The sequence below is a fragment of the Bacillus sp. BR3(2024) genome, from assembly GCF_039134555.1.
Classification (GTDB): Bacteria; Bacillota; Bacilli; order Bacillales; family Bacillaceae_G; genus Bacillus_A; species Bacillus_A cereus.
On sequence record NZ_CP152433.1, the window covers coordinates 4,359,486 to 4,376,660 of the forward strand.

Here is a 17,175-nt window from a genome sequence, read left to right on the forward strand (position 1 = left end):
TGTCCAAAATAATAGAAAAAAACTTATATATTTCACATTTACCATTGACAATGATAATGATTTTCATTATCATTTGATGTATATGAGTTCTTGAAAATATAGCTACATTTATAGGAGGAATAAACATGATTATTGTTACAAATACAGCTAAAATTACAAAGGGAAATGGGCATAAATTAATTGAGCGTTTTAATAAAGTAGGTAAAGTTGAAACGATGCCAGGCTTTTTAGGTCTAGAAGTTCTTTTAACACAAAATACAGTTGATTATGATGAAGTAACAATTAGCACTCGCTGGAATGCAAAAGAAGATTTCCAAGGTTGGACAAAGAGCGCTGCATTTAAAGATGCTCACTCACATCAAGGCGGAATGCCAGAATATATTCTTGATAATAAAATTGCTTACTATGATGTAAAAGTTGTACGTATGCCAATGGCTGCAGCACAGTAAGAACAGTCCTTTTTTAAAGTATAGAATATGAGAAGAGTTATCTATCACTTCTCATATTCTATACTTTTTTCTTTAATTTCTTTTTACTAATTTTGCGTGTACAACTAGCCTTCCAGCCTCTGGATCAAGAGCATAATCACAAGTAGAAAGTGTTACGATTTCATCATTAGCCGTCAATTCCGTATCCGTTTTGTACAGTGATTTTTCTTGAATTTCCTTTAAGAACGATGCATATGCTGCATCATTTCCAAAATCCGTTTCAATGTAATAAAAGTCCGTTGTTGTCGTGTATACTGAAAAAACTTCAACGTCGTATCCTTCAAATAATGTATCGTAATATAATTTACGATGAGACATAAAAAAGTCTTCATCCAACATTTTTTTCAAACTACCAAACATAGAACCATCTTTCATACGATGGCCATATAAAATCGTATTTCGATTTTGAGATTTCACATCATTACGATGGTCCATAAAAATGCTTCCCGCTCTCATATCTTCACCTTTATAATTACGAAATAAATAGTAATCATTATCTTTTGCTTGAACGATTGGATAATTAATTTGTGTATCATCCATCGTAATCCATCCGACTATCTCTGGATTAATTTTCTGGAGATCCTGAAACTGTTTACGTACCTCTCCATTTTCTGATTTTTCTTCCATTGGACTTCTCTTATAAATATGTTGTGCCTCAGCCATTACTTTACGATTTTCATAATAATCCATGAAAATCCCGCCCAACTCATACATTGAATAGAAAAAGATTCCTAAAAACACAATTGTAAGTATGCGTTGAAAAAAAGAATTCTTTTTCCGTCCTTTCTTACTATTCAAATTATCACCTCAAAACGGATTATGCTCAGCCTTTAGATTCCCATAGGTACCATGTACAATCCGGTATCTTCATCCTGCTTTACAATGACATCTACACCATATATTGCTTTAACCATTTCTTCTGTTATTACATCATTAGGAATACCTTTCGTAATGATTTCTCCATCTTTCATAACGATAATATGGTCGCTATAACGAATGGCTTGATTAATATCATGTAATACCATTACAATCGTTAGTCCATGCACTTCATTTAACTCTTTCACTAACTCTAATATTTCTAACTGATAGTAAATATCTAAATATGTGGTCGGCTCATCTAAGAAGAGCATTGGTGTATTTTGAGCTAATGTCATCGCGATCCAAACTCGCTGCCTCTCTCCACCAGATAAAGCATAAATTGGCTTATCACGCTTACTTTGTAAATTCGTACATACTAGTGCACGCTCAATCGCTTCTCTATCTTCATCTGTTTGCGGAGAGAATATATTTTTATATGGCATACGCCCGAAGCTTATTAGCTTTTCCACTGTAATATCTGCTGGAGCCTCATTTTGTTGATGGACAACTGCTAGCTTTCTAGCAAACTCTTTCGGTTTATATTCACCAATCGCTTTCCCATCAAGTATTACTTCTCCACTGCTAGGAGCGTGGTTTCTAGACATGACACTAAGTAATGTTGATTTCCCACATCCATTCGGTCCAATGATTGTTGTAATTTTCCCAATTTCTATTTCACTACTAACAGACTTTAAACGATTTGTTACGTTATCGTATGAAAAGGTTACATTTTTAATTTCCATGAACTTTATCACTCTTTCTAAGCAAAAATATTAAGAATGGACCACCAATAACCGCCATAATTGTTGCTGCTGGAATTTCGTTAGGTGGCACAATTAACCTTCCAATTGTATCTGCCGTCAAAATTAATAACGCCCCTGCAAGCGCAGAAAATGGAATTAATACTTTATGGTCTGAACCGACTAATTGTCTTGAAATATGCGGAACTAGTAATCCTACAAAAGCAATAACACCTGCAATCGCTGTTGATACTGCCGCTAAGAGTACTGCAATGGCAGAAATAATAAGACGAACTCTCGTCACGTGCAAGCCTAAGTTTTTCGCAGTCTTATCTTGTAGCGATAATAAGTTACACCAAGCTCCTACGAACAGAGCAAGAATAAGACCAATCGTTCCATAAGTCACCATTATTTCTACATCGCCCCACGTCTTCATTGTTATATTAGAAGTCGTCGTTTGCTTAATACTCTTAATAAAATACCCACAGATCGTAACGAATGATTCATTTAATCCAGTAAACATTGCATTAATGGCAATACCAATTAAAATAATGCGAAGCGGGCTTAATCCTGATTTCCATGAAAACGAATAAACGAGATAACATGCAAGCGCACCACCTAAAAAGGCGAATACGGGTGTCCAGAAAAAGAATTGCGGAAACAACGTAATAATAACGAGTGTCATAAAACTTGCTCCTGAAGATATACCGATTACCCCAGCATCGGCGAGTGGATTTTTCATAACAGCTTGAAAAAGCACACCTGAAACAGCGAGAGCCGCTCCAGTGAACAACGCAATAATAATACGCGGGAAACGTAAATCTTTAATGACTTCAACATCTTCATTTCCACCTGTAAATATCCCTTGTACAAGTTCAACAATACCTACTTCTAAACTCCCTTTCATCGCTGACAATGATGTCATAACAATAAGCAATGCAGTAACAATGAGGAAACTCCAAGTTTTTTTATTCATTCTACTCTTCCTTTATATTAAAATGCATCACGGATACATCATTTTTTTCAATTCATCTAACGCTTCAATTGCTGCTAAATTGCCTGTCGTTCCAAATAAACGCTCTTCTAAATCGTAAACACGGTTATTTTTAACCGCAGCAAAGTGTTTCCAAATATCATTTGTTTTAAATTCTTTATCAAACATTTTTACAACTTCATCAGGCATACCATGAGCTGCTCGTAAAATAATATCTGGATCAGCTTTCTTTAAATACTCTGTATTAGAAGCTAAATATTCTACTTGTTCACCTTGCACAATATTTTTACCACCTAGTTGTTTCACTAAATCTCCAATATAAGAATGCTCTGTTGCTACTAAATAACTTCCCGGCACACCTAATAAAATAAGCACTGTCGGTTCTTTCTTTCCTTTTACTTCTTTTTGAATGCTAGCAACCTTTTTATCTAATTTAGTTACTACTGCTTCGGCCTGTTTTTCACGCCCATATTTCTTACCTAAATCGCTAATAGAACTTTGCATATTTTTCAAACTCGTTAAATCTAAAAAGTTTGCTTTCATACCCACACCATCAAAAACTGGCTTTAATTCATATTCAAGTGTTGTCACAGATAACACTTCTGAAGGCTTTAATGACTTTACCATTTCCATATCTGGACTCATTGGATTCCCAACTTCAGGTAAACCTTTATATCGCTTCGGTAAAGTTTTAGAGCTTGTTGGAACGCCAACTAAATCTACTTCTAACGCATCCATAATTTCAGTAACAGCCACTGTTGTTGCAACAACGCGCTCTTTACTCTCACTCTTTACCTGCTTTGCTGTTTCTTTTTTGGGTGATGAGCACCCAGCTATACTCATTAACAAAATGATAGCCATTAGTACACTTGCAATTTTCTTCACTCTCAATCACCACTCCTTTCCATACAATATGAAACAAGTCTTGATGCACGCGAATATGCATCAAGACTCCAAAAATTACAATCTACCTGCTCTATATTTACGAACTAGTAAAGCAAGTGAACCTAGCAGTAACACCATATATAAACCAAGTTGTGCTGTATCTGCAGTTTTTGAGTTTTTCTCTTTTTTCGAATCATTTTTTGTATCTTCTTTTTTCTTCTGACCATCTGCATTTCGGTTAAAATCAGGAGTACCTACTGTTTTTACATTATCTACTTTCGGTGTAGTCACTGGATTTTTCGGTTCATTTTTCGGTTCCTCTTTAAGAGTTCCTAACGCGCCGATATTATTTGTATCAAATTGAATTTGCACATCGTAGAAATGATGGTAGTTCATCTCATCGATGTCTACCTTTACTTTTGCGTTTAATTTTTTAAATAGATCTTCTACTTCAAACTGTACTACTCGCGTATTTACATTTTTATCTTCGCTTACTACTTTCGCATCAGCGAATAGTTCATTGTTTTCCGTTTGGAATTTCGTAATCCACGCACTATTTTTCAGCGTCATCTCAATATATTTTTTACCATCTTTTACGATTAATTTCGCTGGATTTACAACATAGTCATTCATCTTTGAAATCTCATCTGTTTTATCTTTTAATACTTTAAATGTAATATCATATTGGCCATCTACTAAATTTTTCGGATCAACTATTACTTTCGGGTTATTATTTCCACCTTGGTTGTTGTTTCCGTCTTGGTTGTCGTTTCCGCCTTGGTTGTCGTTTCCACCTTGGTTGTCGTTTCCGCCTTGGTTGTCGTTTCCGCCTTGGTTGTCGCTTCCGCCTTGGTTGTCGTTTCCGCCTTGGTTCCCTAAGGCTTTAATACTGTCTTGATCAAATACAAATTGAACATCATAGAAATGGTGATAATTCATTGAATCAATATCTACTTTTACTTTTGCATTTAATTTTTTAGACAAATCGTTTACTTCTACTTCTACTACTCTTGTATTTTGTTCTTTATTTTCACTTAACACTTTTGCATTAACGAAAGAACCATTTTTCTCAAATTCAAATTTCGTAATCCATGTACTATTTTTTAATGTAAACGATACGTATTTCTTACCATCTTTTACTTTTAATACACCTGGGCTTTTTGTGTATGTGTTCATCATTGAGATTTCATCTGTTTGATCTTTTAACACTTTAAAGCCAATTCTGTATTCACCATCTTTAAGAGCTTTTGGATCAATTGTTGTGTTTTCACCTTGGTTGTTGTTTTCACCTTGGTTATCTAACGACTTAATGCTACCTTTATCAAATGCAAATTGAATATCGTAAAAATGGTGATAATTCATTGAATCGATATCTACTTTTACTTTTGCATTTAACTTTTTCGATAAATCTGGTACTTCTACTTCCACTACGCGTGTATCAGTTTTTTTATCTTCACTTATTACATTTGCATCAACAAACGAACCATTTTTCTCAAATTCAAATTTTGTAATCCAAGAACTGTTCGTTAACGTAAATGATACATACTTCTTACCATCTTTTACTTTTAGCACACCTGGACTTTTTGTATATGTGTTCATCATTGAAATTTCGTCTGTTTGATCTTTTAATGCTTTAAAATTGATGCTGTATTCACCATCTTTAATTGTTTCAGCATCTGTTTTTTTATTTTCATCTGGTTTTTCTACTTCTGGTTTTTCTGCTCCCGGTTTTTCTACTTCTGGTTTTTCTGCTTCCGGTTTTTCTGCTTCCGGTTGTTTCTCTTCATTTTTAATTTGTTCAAGTTTATCTTGTTCAAATAAAAGTTGTACATCATGCATTTGCTTATAATTTCTTGATGCCATTTCGATAAATACTTTTGTATTTAGTTTTTTAGATAAATCGTTTACTTCAAACTCTACTACTCTTGTATCTTTTTCCTTATCCTCACTCACTACTTTTGCATCAACAAATGCGCCATCTTTTTCCGTTTGGAAATTTTTAATTAATGAGCTACTTTTTAGTGTTACAATTGCTTTTTTCTTACCGTTTTCTACTTTTAATACTCCTGGATTTACCATGTAACTATTCATCTTAGATTCTTCATCTGTTTGATCTTTTAACACTTTAAATGGAATGCTGTACGCACCATCTGTAATTGTGTTAGAATTTGGTTGTTGATCTGGGTCAGGCTTTTGGTCGGGCTTCTGACCTGGATCGGTAGTTTCATTTGGATCTGGCTTATTAGCTGGGTCCTCTTTTTCATTTGGTTTTTCTACATGAATTGGTGTAATGCTATTTTGATCAAATGCAATACGAACGTCGTACTCATGATGATAATTTAAAAAATCAATATCTACTTTTACTTTTGCATTTAATACCTTCTCTACATCTTCTACATCAAATTCTACTACTCTTGTATCTTTTTCTTTATCTTCACTAATTACATTTGTCGCAACTAGCTTACCTGCTTTTTCTGTTTCAAATTTCGTAATCCATGAACTATTTGTTAATGTAAAGGATACTTTCTTTTTCCCATCCTTCACTTTTAAAGTTCCCGGACTTACTGAATATTGATTCATCATCGATTCTTCATCTGATGTATCTTTTAAAACTTTGAAGCCAATTGAATATTCACCGTCAGCCAACTTGGTAGCTGCTTGAACTGCAAGTGGTTGTAATGTTGATACGAATGTAAATATCATTAAAAACATAGCAACAATAATTTTTGTATACCTGTTCAATGGAACGACTCTCCCTTTTGAAAATTATTTAATACTGTTCCCATCAAATACAAAGCGAATATCATACGAAGCATTATAATTAATAATTGGAATATTAATTTTCACCTTGCCATTTAGTTTTTTTGACAAGTCAGCAACTTCAAATTCTACAACTCTAGTATTATCTTTTTTGTTTTCACTTAACACGGTTGTTTCTACAAATTGACCATCTTTTTCTACTTGGAAACTTTTAATAGAAGCACTATCTTTCACTTTAAATGAAACATATTGTTTTCCATTTTTAACTGTTAATGTTGCTGGGCTTTCAAAATAACTATTCATTCTAGACGATTCATCTTTATCGCCTTTCCATACAGTAAAAGCAATATTATATTTTCCATCAGCTAGTTTTGTAGCAGCCTTTGCATCTTGTAAACCTAGTGTTGCGATAAATGTAAATAAAACAGCAAATACGGCAATAATCATTTTAAATTGTTTAAACATATATTCATCACCCTTCAAAAGATTTATTTACTCAATTTCACTTTACGAATTAAGAAAGCACCTGAAATAAGAATTAACGCTGCAAACAATCCAATACGTGCTTCATCGCCTGTTTTTGGGTTATCTGTTTTTTCAGCTTTTCCATTTTCATTTTTTGTTTCTTTATTCACTTCTTTAGCTGTTTCCTTACTCTCTACTTTTGTTTTCTCTTCTTTTACTTGTGTATCTGTTTTCGCTTGATCATTATTTTTTGTTGTAGCAGCTACGCCATTATCGCCACCTACAGCTTTTACATTTGCATCAAAAGCAAAACGAATTGTGTAGTGGTGGTCATAGTTTGCACTTGGTACAACAACATGAATTTTTACAGCTGCCGGTTTGGATAAATCATCTACTTTAAACTCTACTGTTCTTTTATCTGCCGATTCATCTTTACTAACAACTTTCGCATCAACAAAATTTCCGTTCTCTGGTGCTTTAAATTCTGTAATCCAAGCACTATGATTCATCGGAACTTGTACTCTCATCTCACCGTTTTTCACTATTAATTTTGCCGGCTTTTCAAAATAGTCATTTGCCATTGAAGCTGAATCATTTTCCGCTTTTTGAATTACGTAATTAATATCGTAAGTACCATCAGCTAGTTTTGCTGAAGCATTCCCGTATGGCATTACAAGAAAAGCTAGCATACATACGAACGTTATAATAAAAGCGGGTAATACAGAAACCTTTTTCATTTTTCTTGTTTCCTCCTTGGTTATCTTTCATTTCACTTTTTCTGAAAATGATAATTATTCTCAATTCGCAAGAAAAAAATAATCTCTTCTACCTATTATTTAATTAGCATTCTTTTATGTAATATAAGTGTTATTGATTATCATTCTCATTGGATATTAAAAATAATATCTCACCCTATTCCTTATACGAAGGCATAGAAACTGAGAAAAAATTATAAAACGTATTTATTGATTATCATTCTCAATGTAAGTCAAAAAAATAAACTTTCTCTTCTCCTCTTTCACCTCTTCCCATAACAACACTATAGTTATAGAAACCCCGTTTCCCTCACTTCCCTTCCAATATTTCCACAACTAAGTCAATCTTAGCCTACTCATAAATTTTTTGTCAACTATATTACGTATAAAATTTTTAATATCTAAATTTCTCTATATGCGGCTTTTTTTACAAAAAAAGAGACTTTCTATTATAGAAAGCCTCTTTTCTCTATTTTTCTACAGCAATTTCCTGCTTTCGAAACTTAGAAACTATATAACCAAATCCTATACCGATTATGCCTGGAACTAACCAACCAATCCCTACACTATATAATGGAATCTTATCTAAAATAGGTGCTAGCGCTGCAATTTGAAGGTTTGCATTGTGTAACCCATCAAAGAAACTTATTGCAAATGCTCCTACAATCCCGCCCACATACATCGCTAATGGAAGACGAACGTAGTTTTCAACAAGTGATAATACGATAAGTACGATTCCAATTGGATAAATTGCGATTAAGATTGGTAATGCTAATGCATTTAACTGAGTTAACCCAAGGTTTGCTACCATAAATGCTAATACACAGAAAATGAAAACGACTTTTTGATAAGAAAGCTTTGGTAATAAAGAAGAGAAGTAATCACCACAAGCTGCAACAATACCTACAGAAGTTGTTAAACATGCTGCTGTAATTGCGATCCCTAGTAATAAAGTTCCGTAGCTACCAAATAAATGATTCACGACATTTGTTAAAATAATTCCTCCGTTTGCGCCCATTCCAAGTGACACACTAGAAGCTCCAAGATAAGCAAGTGCTAAATACACAAGTAGTAGACCAAGCGCTGCAATAAATCCTGCAAAGATTGTTACTTTTGCAATACTGTTTTTATTTGTAATGCCTTTTTCTTTTAACGCATGAATTACAACATTTCCGAATACCAGTGCTGCAAGTCCATCTAAAGTTAAATATCCATCAATAAATCCTTTGAAGAGAGGAGCACTATACGCTTCTGTCGGTGCACCAAATTCTCCAATTGGTGTAATAAGTGCTTTACCTACGATAATTGCAATAACAGCTAATAATATTGGAGTTAGCACTTTACCAATACGACCCACTAATTTCGAAGGATTTAAAGCTAAATAGAAAGTGACTGCAAAGAAAATAAGTGTAAAGATAACAAGTGGATATGACTGACCAGCTATCTCACTTGGTAAAAACGGTGCAATACTCATCTCATAAGCTACTGTTCCTGTACGCGGCACACTTACGAATACGCCTAAACATAAATAAATTGCAGTGATAAAAACAAGTGCGAATATAGGATGTACACGTCCTGCTAGCTCATTAATATCTCCCTTTAAAGCTATAACAATTACTCCTAATAAAGGTAGTCCAACGCCTGTTACGATAAAACCAAACAACGCAATCCATACGTCTGTTCCAGCGCCTTGTCCTAACGCTGGTGGAAAAATCATATTACCCGCACCAAAAAACAGTGCAAATAACATTAAACTTATTGCAAACATCTCTGAAAACTTTAAAGATGATTTCATTTCTACTAACCTCCTAAAATAATAAATTAACAAAATATTCTGAATTAAAATCCGTCACATATCCTCTTTCAAGCATACTTCCCCGTAAAAGAACGCAAAAAACACCCGTCCCTAATAAAGGGACGAGTGTTGAAATCGTGGTTCCACCCTTATTCTAATAAAATGAATTTATAACGAAATAAGCTCATTTTATAGCTCGTGTAAATTGATAACGGTTTTATCCGCCAAGAATTACAATGCATCATGTATGCAGTTCACTCTTGAAGTTTAGAGGTGGTAAGCTTGTCTTTTCGTATTAGGAAGCTCACAGCCTAAGGCTTCCCTCTCTGAGAATCGTAAAATACAACTCATGTCCTCATCATTACTTTTATAAAATATCTTGTCGAAACTTGTTGTTTTTTATTATATGGGCTATTTTTTAAAAAATCAATAGTTTTATTTTTTCTGACAAAAAAATATAGGGAGAAAATTTTTCCTCCCTATAACTGCCCTATTAAAATTTCTAACTCTTCAGCTGTAACGCTCCGCCACTTTCCAACTTCAAGCTCATTTAGCTCTATATTCATAATGCGTACTCGCTTTAGCTTTATTACAGTAAATCCGAAAGCACGACTCATTCTACGAATTTGCCTGTTCATTCCTTGCGTTAAAACGATACGAAATGTTGATTGATCGACTCTTGTCACTTTGCACGGCTTCGTCATTCCATCTTTAATCTTTACACCGCGGGACATCTCATCAATAAACCAGTCCATAAAAGGTTTATCGACTGTGACAACATATTCTTTCTCGTGCTCATGATCACCATGTAAAATTTGATTCGCAATGCCGCCGTCATTCGTTAATAAAATAAGTCCTTCTGATGCTTTATCTAATCGCCCAACTGGAAAGATTCGCTCTGGGTAATTGATATAATCAATAATATTATCTTCAATATGATCGGCTGCTGTACAAGTAATTCCGACTGGTTTATGAAATGCGATATACACTTTTTCTTTCTCTTCTTTTACAATAACTTGCCCATCAATCGTTACCCTATCACCATCGCTTACGAGTGCACCGTGCGTACATATTTCGCCGTTAATAGCCACGCGTCCAGCTTTAATGAGACGATCTGTTTCACGTCTGGAGCATAATTTTGCTTCGCTTATGTATTGGTTGATTTTCATGTTCTATTCCTTTTCACATATATTAAAAGCGTCAATCTATGGCAATATCATTCTGCCACGATTGACGCTTTTTCACTTCGCAAAAACAACTAAATAAATAACCCCAATCACCAAAAATATTCCACAACAAGCTAACAATACTTTTGCAAGTTTGTCCATAAACATATAATGGTTTCCCCTTTGTTTCGTTGTTTTCTATTTTAATTCGACAACTGTTACGCCTAGGCCTCCCTCGCCCATGTCACCGTAACGGAAGGTTTTTACACCGCGATGCTTCTTCAAGTAATCTTGTACACCTTGGCGAAGTGCTCCTGTCCCTTTACCGTGAATGATTGATACGCGAGGATAGCTTGCAAGCTGGGCATCGTCTAAGTATTTCTCAACGCGCGCCATTGCATTTTCAAATCGTTCACCACGAAGATCAAGTTCTAATGAAACGTGATAGTCTCTACCTTTTACCGTTGCAACTGCTTTTTTCTCTGTTTGCTTCGGTGTGTTAATGTATTCCATATTAGATTCTTTCACTTTCATCTTCAGAATACCGATTTGTACGCTCCACTCTGTATCGCTTACTTTTTCAAGTAGTTGACCTTTTTGACCGAACGTTAATACTTTCACTTCATCACCTGCACGTAACTGTTGTTTCGGTGCAGTATTTTTCACATTTACTTTTTGTTTCTTAACAAGCTCTGGCGCTGCGCCTTCTAGACGACTCTTCGCTTCAATTAGCTCGTGGTCTTTCACATTTGCAAGCTGTGCTTTACGCAATTGACGAAGTTCTTGAATAATGCCTTCTGCTTCTTTCTTTGCAGCTTCGACTTTTTCTTCTCCTTCTTTTTGCGCTTTTAATAATCGTTCATCACGATCTTCGTTAAATTCAATGATTTGACGTTGTAATTCACGATGCAGTTTTTCAGATTGTTTGCGAAGCGCTTCTGCTTCGTTCCAGTCACGCTCTGCGTTCTTCTGGCTTTCTTCTAACTTCGCAATCATATTTTCAATTTTATTCGTATCTGTACTAATGTGATTGCGTGCTTGCTCAATAACGCGATCAGATAATCCAAGACGTTTCGAAATTTCAAAGGCATTACTACGGCCTGGTACACCGATTAATAATTTATAAGTTGGACTTAATGTATTTACATCAAACTCAACACTCGCATTAATAACTTGCTCACGGTTATATCCGTATGCTTTTAATTCTGGATAATGCGTCGTTGCAACAACGCGAGCACCGCGATTACATACTTCATCTAAAATTGAAATGGCAAGTGCAGCCCCTTCCTGTGGGTCTGTTCCAGCACCTAATTCATCGAATAAAACTAAGCTTTCAAAATCAGCTTTTTCTAAAATATCAACGATGTTCACCATATGTGAGGAGAACGTACTTAAACTCTGTTCAATCGATTGCTCATCACCGATATCAGCAAAGATATTTTTGAATACACAAATCTCTGACTCATCCATTACTGGAATGTGAAGGCCAGATTGCGCCATTAACACACAAATACCAACTGTTTTCAGCGTAACTGTTTTACCACCTGTATTCGGTCCTGTAATAACAATTGTCGTGAAATCTTTCCCTAACATAATGTTATTTGGCACGATTATTTCTGGATCGATAAGCGGATGGCGTGCTTGTCTTAAGTCCATGTAACGCTCGTTATTTACAATCGGCTTTGTCGCTTTAATTCGCTTCGCATAAAAAGCTTTCGCAAAGATGAAATCAAGATTTGCAACTACTTCTACGTTTGATAAAACGATATCCGCTTCTACTGCCACTTCTTCTGTTAACATTAATAAGATGCGTTCGATTTCTTGTTTTTCTTTCACACGTGCTTCTTGCAGTGCATTATTTAATTCTACAATGACTTGTGGCTCAATAAATAACGTTTGTCCAGAAGCCGATTGATCGTGAACAATACCACCATATACGCCGCGATATTCTTGTTTTACTGGGATTACGTAACGTTCGTTACGAATCGTTACAATCGAATCAGACAGCATCTTTTGCGCGTTTGAAGAGCGCGTCATATTTTCTAACTTTTCACGAATACGACTTTCCGCAGTACGAATTTGAGTACGAATACCACGCAGTTTATCACTTGCGCTATCGACTACTTCACCGCCGTCACCGATGCAATTTGTAATTTTCTTTTCTAAATCATATAAAGATACAATTTGAGCGACGTGAGTTTCTAAAATCGGAAGCTCGACACCGTTATCAGCCATATCTTCAATGAAGCGTTTCATATTACGACTACCATACATCGTATTTGCAATATCAAGTAATTCATTTGGACTTAACATACTCCCAATTTTTGCACGCTTCACATTTGAGCGAATATCCGTAATACCACCTAATGGTGCACTACCTTTTAAACGAATAACTTTCGCTGCTTCATCCGTTGTATCTTGCATTTCTACAATTTCTTCAAAATCAGTGCTCGGCACTAAATGCTTCACTTTGTCACGACCAAGTGAAGATGCTGTATGTTCAAGTAATTGTTCTTTTACTTTATTGTATTCTAATACACGCAACGTTCTTTCTAACATGTTGCAGGTCCCCCTTGTATTACTTATTACGTTTAATATAGTCTAATAAACGTTCAATATCCCACGTGTTAATCACGTTATCTTTTTGAATCCAACCTTTACGTGCTGCTGCTACACCTGTTTCCATATCTTCTAACATTTCAAGCGTATGAGCATCCGTATTAATCGCTACTTTCACACCAGCATCTTGTGCTTGTTTTAATAATTTCGCGCTTAAATCTAAACGGTTCGGATTCGCATTTAATTCTAAAACTGTATTTGTCTCTTTTGCTAGTTCAATTAATAAATCTGTATCTACATCATAACCCTCACGACGCCCGAGAAGACGTCCTGTAGGATGGGCAATCATTGTGACATGTTTATTCTCAAGTGCAGTACGTAGACGCTTCATAATCGTTTCACGGTCTTGTGAGAAGCTAGAGTGAATCGCTCCAATGACATAATCTAATTCTGCTAATACTTCATCATCAAAATCAAGCGAGGCATCTGGTAAAATGTCCATTTCAATTCCGCGTAAAATTGTAATGTCTGGATACTTTTCATTCATACGTTCAATTTCTTTCGCTTGCTCACGAAGACGCTCTTTCGTTAAACCGTTCGCCACTTTTAAGTATTGCGAGTGATCAGTAATCGCCATAAACTTATATCCACGAGCACGGCACGCTTGTACCATTTCTTCAATAGAAAAAGCACCGTCACTCCAAGTTGTATGCATATGTAAATCACCTTGTATATCGGAAAACTGAATTAAGTTCGGATACTCTTTAATTAATTCAATTTCTTTTCCATCTTCACGCACTTCTGGCGGAATAAATGGCAAACCGAAATGAGCAAAGAAGTCTTCTTCAGTCTCAAATGTTTTCACTTCACCTGTTTCCAAGTTCTCTACACCGTACTCACTAATTTTCTCGCCTTTATCTTTTGCGATTTGACGCATTTTTACGTTATGATCTTTTGATCCTGTGAAATGGTGAAGAGTTGTAATAAACTCTTCTGGTTTTACTAAACGGAAATCAATTGAAATATCATATTCATATTGAAGACGGACAGAAACTTTCGTATCTCCACTTGCTATTACTTCAATCATATTATCAAATTGTAGTAAATGCTCACGTACCGCTGCTGGTTCTGTCGTTGCAATGATAAAATCTAAATCTTTCACTGTTTCACGAACACGGCGCAAACTACCAGCGCGAGAGAAACGAATTACTTCAGCAATATTCGACAATTTCTCCTCTATTTCCCCGGCAATAGGCAATACCATCGCAATTGGTAAACGCTCTGGACGAGAGCCTACTTGATCGATTGCTTCTAATATTTTCTCTTCTGTCTTCTTACCGAAACCAGCTAAAGCTTGTACTTTATTTTCCTCACAAGCAGCTTTTAACGTCTCCATATCAATAACGCCTAGCTCTTTATATAACTTAGCCACCTTTTTACCACCAAGACCTGGTAGTTTTAATAACGGCAATAAGCTACTTGGTACTTCTTTTTCAAGTTCTTGTAATACTTCAGATGTTCCCGATTCTATATATTCTTGTATAACGGCTGCTGTTCCTTTTCCGATTCCTGGAATCTTTGTGAAATCTTCAATTTCAGAAAGACTACGATCGTCACTTTCTAATGCTGCTGCCGCTTTACGAAATGCAGATATTTTAAATGGATTCGCACCCTTTAGTTCCATAAAAAGCCCGATTGTCTCTAATAATTTGATCACTTGTTTTTTATTTACTTTCATCATTGCCCCGCCTTTCTTTCATAGAAAAAAACTTCTCTTTCCGAAAAAAGAGAAGTTATACTCTGCTACCTGTCTGCCATAGTTCCTTCACCTTTTCAGATAGAATCGGTGTATCGTCTACAATTATTTTGCTAATTGATGATTTTTGTAATGGTGTTTGTACTTGTTCAATCGGAAGAATATTTCCAATGATAATTAAGACAAACAAAATAATATATACTTCTAAAAATCCGAGGATTGCCCCCGCAAACGCATTTACTTGCTTTAAAACCGGTATTTCTGCAAACATATTTAACAAATTACCAAGTAATGAAAGTGCAATTTTAGTGATAATAAACAATATGATAAACGCAAGCGCTTGATAAAATACTGTCTCAATATTATTTGCATCAATCCATTCTGGAACAGATACGTTTTTATCAAATGGATACGGAATAAATTTCGCAAGTGCTGGCGCTAAATCTTTACAGTACCAGTATGCAACAAGGTATGCGATAATAAAGCTTGTTAACTTTACAAGTTGCAGAATAAACCCTCTGCGTAAGCCGAGGAAAAATCCCATAACAAGCAGTAAAATGATAATAATATCAATCATGTTATTCCATTCCTTTTTTTGTCATACTTTCTTTCAATTTCTCATGTTCTTCTTTTAATTTTATGTAATCGTGTATGACGTTTACCGCCGTCAATACCGCTAGTCTACTCGTGTCAAGCGAAGGATTCTTGGCATTGAGTTCGCGCATTTTATCATCCACAATCGCTGCTACCATGCGGATATGACTTGTACTTTCATCGCCAACAACTGAATATTGCTGACCATAGATTTCTACATTAATTCGACTTTTCTTTCCCTTTTGTTGTGACAACTCACCGGCCTCCAATCACGTACAGAATCCTAAAGTTTATCATACCATGAACCTTCATAATATGGAAACAGAAAGAACAATCCGATATGATAAAAATAACAATATAAAAAAAGGGGCGACCATTATGTCAAATTCTATCGTAATTCAAACAAATTCTACAGTAATTGAAGACATGAAACAACAATATAAACATTCGCTTAGCCCGAAAACTCCGCAAGGCGGGATCTTTATGGCAAAGGTACCATCTTGCACGATTACAGCGTATAAATCTGGAAAAGTAATGTTCCAAGGAGGCCGCGCTGAAGCAGAAGCTTCTCGTTGGCAAACTGTCTCTCAAACACCGAAAACAGCTGCAAAAAAATCTGTTGATTCACACCGTTATGCACCGCCTGCTTCCATCGGTACAATGTCTATTGTAGGGTCTGATGAAGTTGGTACTGGTGATTTCTTCGGACCGATGACAGTCGTTGCTGTATATGTGGATGCAAAGCAAATTCCACTACTAAAAGAACTTGGTGTAAAAGACTCTAAAAACTTAAATGACGATCAAATTACTGCCATTGCGAAACAACTTCTACACGTTGTTCCTTATAGCTCTCTTGTCCTTCATAACGAAAAATATAACGAGCTATTTGATAAAGGAAACAACCAAGGTAAGTTAAAAGCTTTACTACACAATAAAGCTATTACAAACTTATTAGCTAAAATGGCACCTACAAAACCTGAAGGCGTCTTAATCGATCAATTCACACAACCTGATACATACTATAAATATTTAGCAAAACAAAAACAGGTACAGCGTGAAAATGTTTACTTCGCTACGAAAGGTGAAAGTGTTCATTTAGCTGTTGCCGCCGCTTCCATTTTAGCTCGCTACTCATTCGTAAAACAGTTTGACGAACTAAGTAAAAAAGCTGGTATGCCACTTCCAAAAGGTGCTGGTAAACAAGTTGATATCGCTGCTGCTAAATTAATTCAAAAGCTTGGTAAAGAACGATTACCTGAGTTTGTGAAACTGCATTTCGCTAATACGGAGAAGGCGCTTCGCTTATTAAGATAGTATCGACAAAAACAGGAGCCTACAAACTCCTGTTTTTTGTTTCATG

General features: G+C 35.5%; 15 protein-coding genes and 1 other annotated feature. Of the genes, 2 read left to right on the top strand and 13 right to left on the bottom strand.

Going from position 1 to position 17,175, the window contains the following annotated elements:
• Positions 1-125 precede the first annotated feature (125 nt).
• Positions 126-449, top strand: coding sequence for a heme oxygenase (isdG, locus tag V7S45_RS22450; protein WP_000587818.1), 324 nt, complete (start codon positions 126-128; stop codon positions 447-449).
• 72 nt (positions 450-521) lie between these two features.
• Here the strand turns inward: isdG and srtB are convergent, their stop codons facing one another.
• The 13 genes from srtB to zapA all read right to left on the bottom strand — a co-directional run bounded on the left by srtB (position 522) and on the right by zapA (position 16,069).
• Positions 522-1,286, bottom strand: a complete 765-nt coding sequence (gene srtB / locus V7S45_RS22455) for a class B sortase (protein WP_001086126.1) — start codon at positions 1,284-1,286, stop codon at positions 522-524.
• A gap of 32 nt (positions 1,287-1,318) precedes the next feature.
• Complete coding sequence (locus tag V7S45_RS22460) at positions 1,319-2,089, bottom strand: ABC transporter ATP-binding protein (RefSeq protein ID WP_000403758.1); 771 nt, start codon at positions 2,087-2,089, stop codon at positions 1,319-1,321.
• Positions 2,079-3,062 (bottom strand): iron ABC transporter permease, encoded by a 984-nt coding sequence (locus V7S45_RS22465; protein WP_001036848.1) that lies wholly within the window; start codon positions 3,060-3,062, stop codon positions 2,079-2,081. Before V7S45_RS22465 ends, V7S45_RS22460 begins: the two co-directional genes overlap by 11 nt.
• Before the next feature lie 27 nt (positions 3,063-3,089).
• Positions 3,090-3,971, bottom strand: a complete 882-nt coding sequence (gene isdE, locus V7S45_RS22470) for a heme ABC transporter substrate-binding protein IsdE (RefSeq protein ID WP_142292933.1) — start codon at positions 3,969-3,971, stop codon at positions 3,090-3,092.
• 69 nt (positions 3,972-4,040) lie between these two features.
• Positions 4,041-6,707, bottom strand: a complete 2,667-nt coding sequence (locus V7S45_RS22475) for an NEAT domain-containing protein (RefSeq protein WP_342761493.1) — start codon at positions 6,705-6,707, stop codon at positions 4,041-4,043.
• 24 nt (positions 6,708-6,731) lie between these two features.
• The gene (locus tag V7S45_RS22480) at positions 6,732-7,190 is read right to left on the bottom strand and encodes an NEAT domain-containing protein (RefSeq protein WP_000476164.1); all 459 of its coding nucleotides are present in this window, start codon (positions 7,188-7,190) and stop codon (positions 6,732-6,734) included.
• 23 nt (positions 7,191-7,213) lie between these two features.
• Entirely contained in the window at positions 7,214-7,927 is a 714-nt protein-coding gene (gene isdC, locus V7S45_RS22485) for a heme uptake protein IsdC (RefSeq protein ID WP_000757953.1), read from the bottom strand.
• Between the two features lie 487 nt (positions 7,928-8,414).
• The gene (gene brnQ, locus V7S45_RS22490; protein ID WP_000842636.1) at positions 8,415-9,740 is read right to left on the bottom strand and encodes a branched-chain amino acid transport system II carrier protein; all 1,326 of its coding nucleotides are present in this window, start codon (positions 9,738-9,740) and stop codon (positions 8,415-8,417) included.
• Between the two features lie 115 nt (positions 9,741-9,855).
• Positions 9,856-10,111 (bottom strand) — a binding site (T-box leader).
• Positions 10,112-10,219: 108 nt separating this feature from the next.
• The gene (locus V7S45_RS22495) at positions 10,220-10,909 is read right to left on the bottom strand and encodes a pseudouridine synthase (protein ID WP_342761494.1); all 690 of its coding nucleotides are present in this window, start codon (positions 10,907-10,909) and stop codon (positions 10,220-10,222) included.
• Positions 10,910-11,104: 195 nt separating this feature from the next.
• Positions 11,105-13,465, bottom strand: coding sequence for an endonuclease MutS2 (locus tag V7S45_RS22500; protein ID WP_000893715.1), 2,361 nt, complete (start codon positions 13,463-13,465; stop codon positions 11,105-11,107).
• A 19-nt stretch (positions 13,466-13,484) separates the two neighbouring features.
• Positions 13,485-15,203: a DNA polymerase/3'-5' exonuclease PolX gene (polX, locus tag V7S45_RS22505; protein ID WP_000867515.1), complete on the bottom strand. Its 1,719-nt coding sequence runs from the start codon at positions 15,201-15,203 to the stop codon at positions 13,485-13,487.
• A 55-nt stretch (positions 15,204-15,258) separates the two neighbouring features.
• On the bottom strand, positions 15,259-15,798 hold the full coding sequence (locus tag V7S45_RS22510) for a CvpA family protein (protein ID WP_000565409.1): 540 nt from the start codon (positions 15,796-15,798) through the stop codon (positions 15,259-15,261).
• Between the two features lies 1 nt (position 15,799).
• Positions 15,800-16,069, bottom strand: a complete 270-nt coding sequence (gene zapA, locus V7S45_RS22515; RefSeq protein ID WP_000082701.1) for a cell division protein ZapA — start codon at positions 16,067-16,069, stop codon at positions 15,800-15,802.
• Between the two features lie 124 nt (positions 16,070-16,193).
• On the opposite strand from zapA, the gene rnhC reads away from it, so the two are divergent.
• A complete protein-coding gene (rnhC, locus tag V7S45_RS22520) occupies positions 16,194-17,129 on the top strand; it encodes a ribonuclease HIII (RefSeq protein WP_000071587.1) in 936 nt (311 codons plus the stop codon).
• Positions 17,130-17,175: the final 46 nt, after the last annotated feature.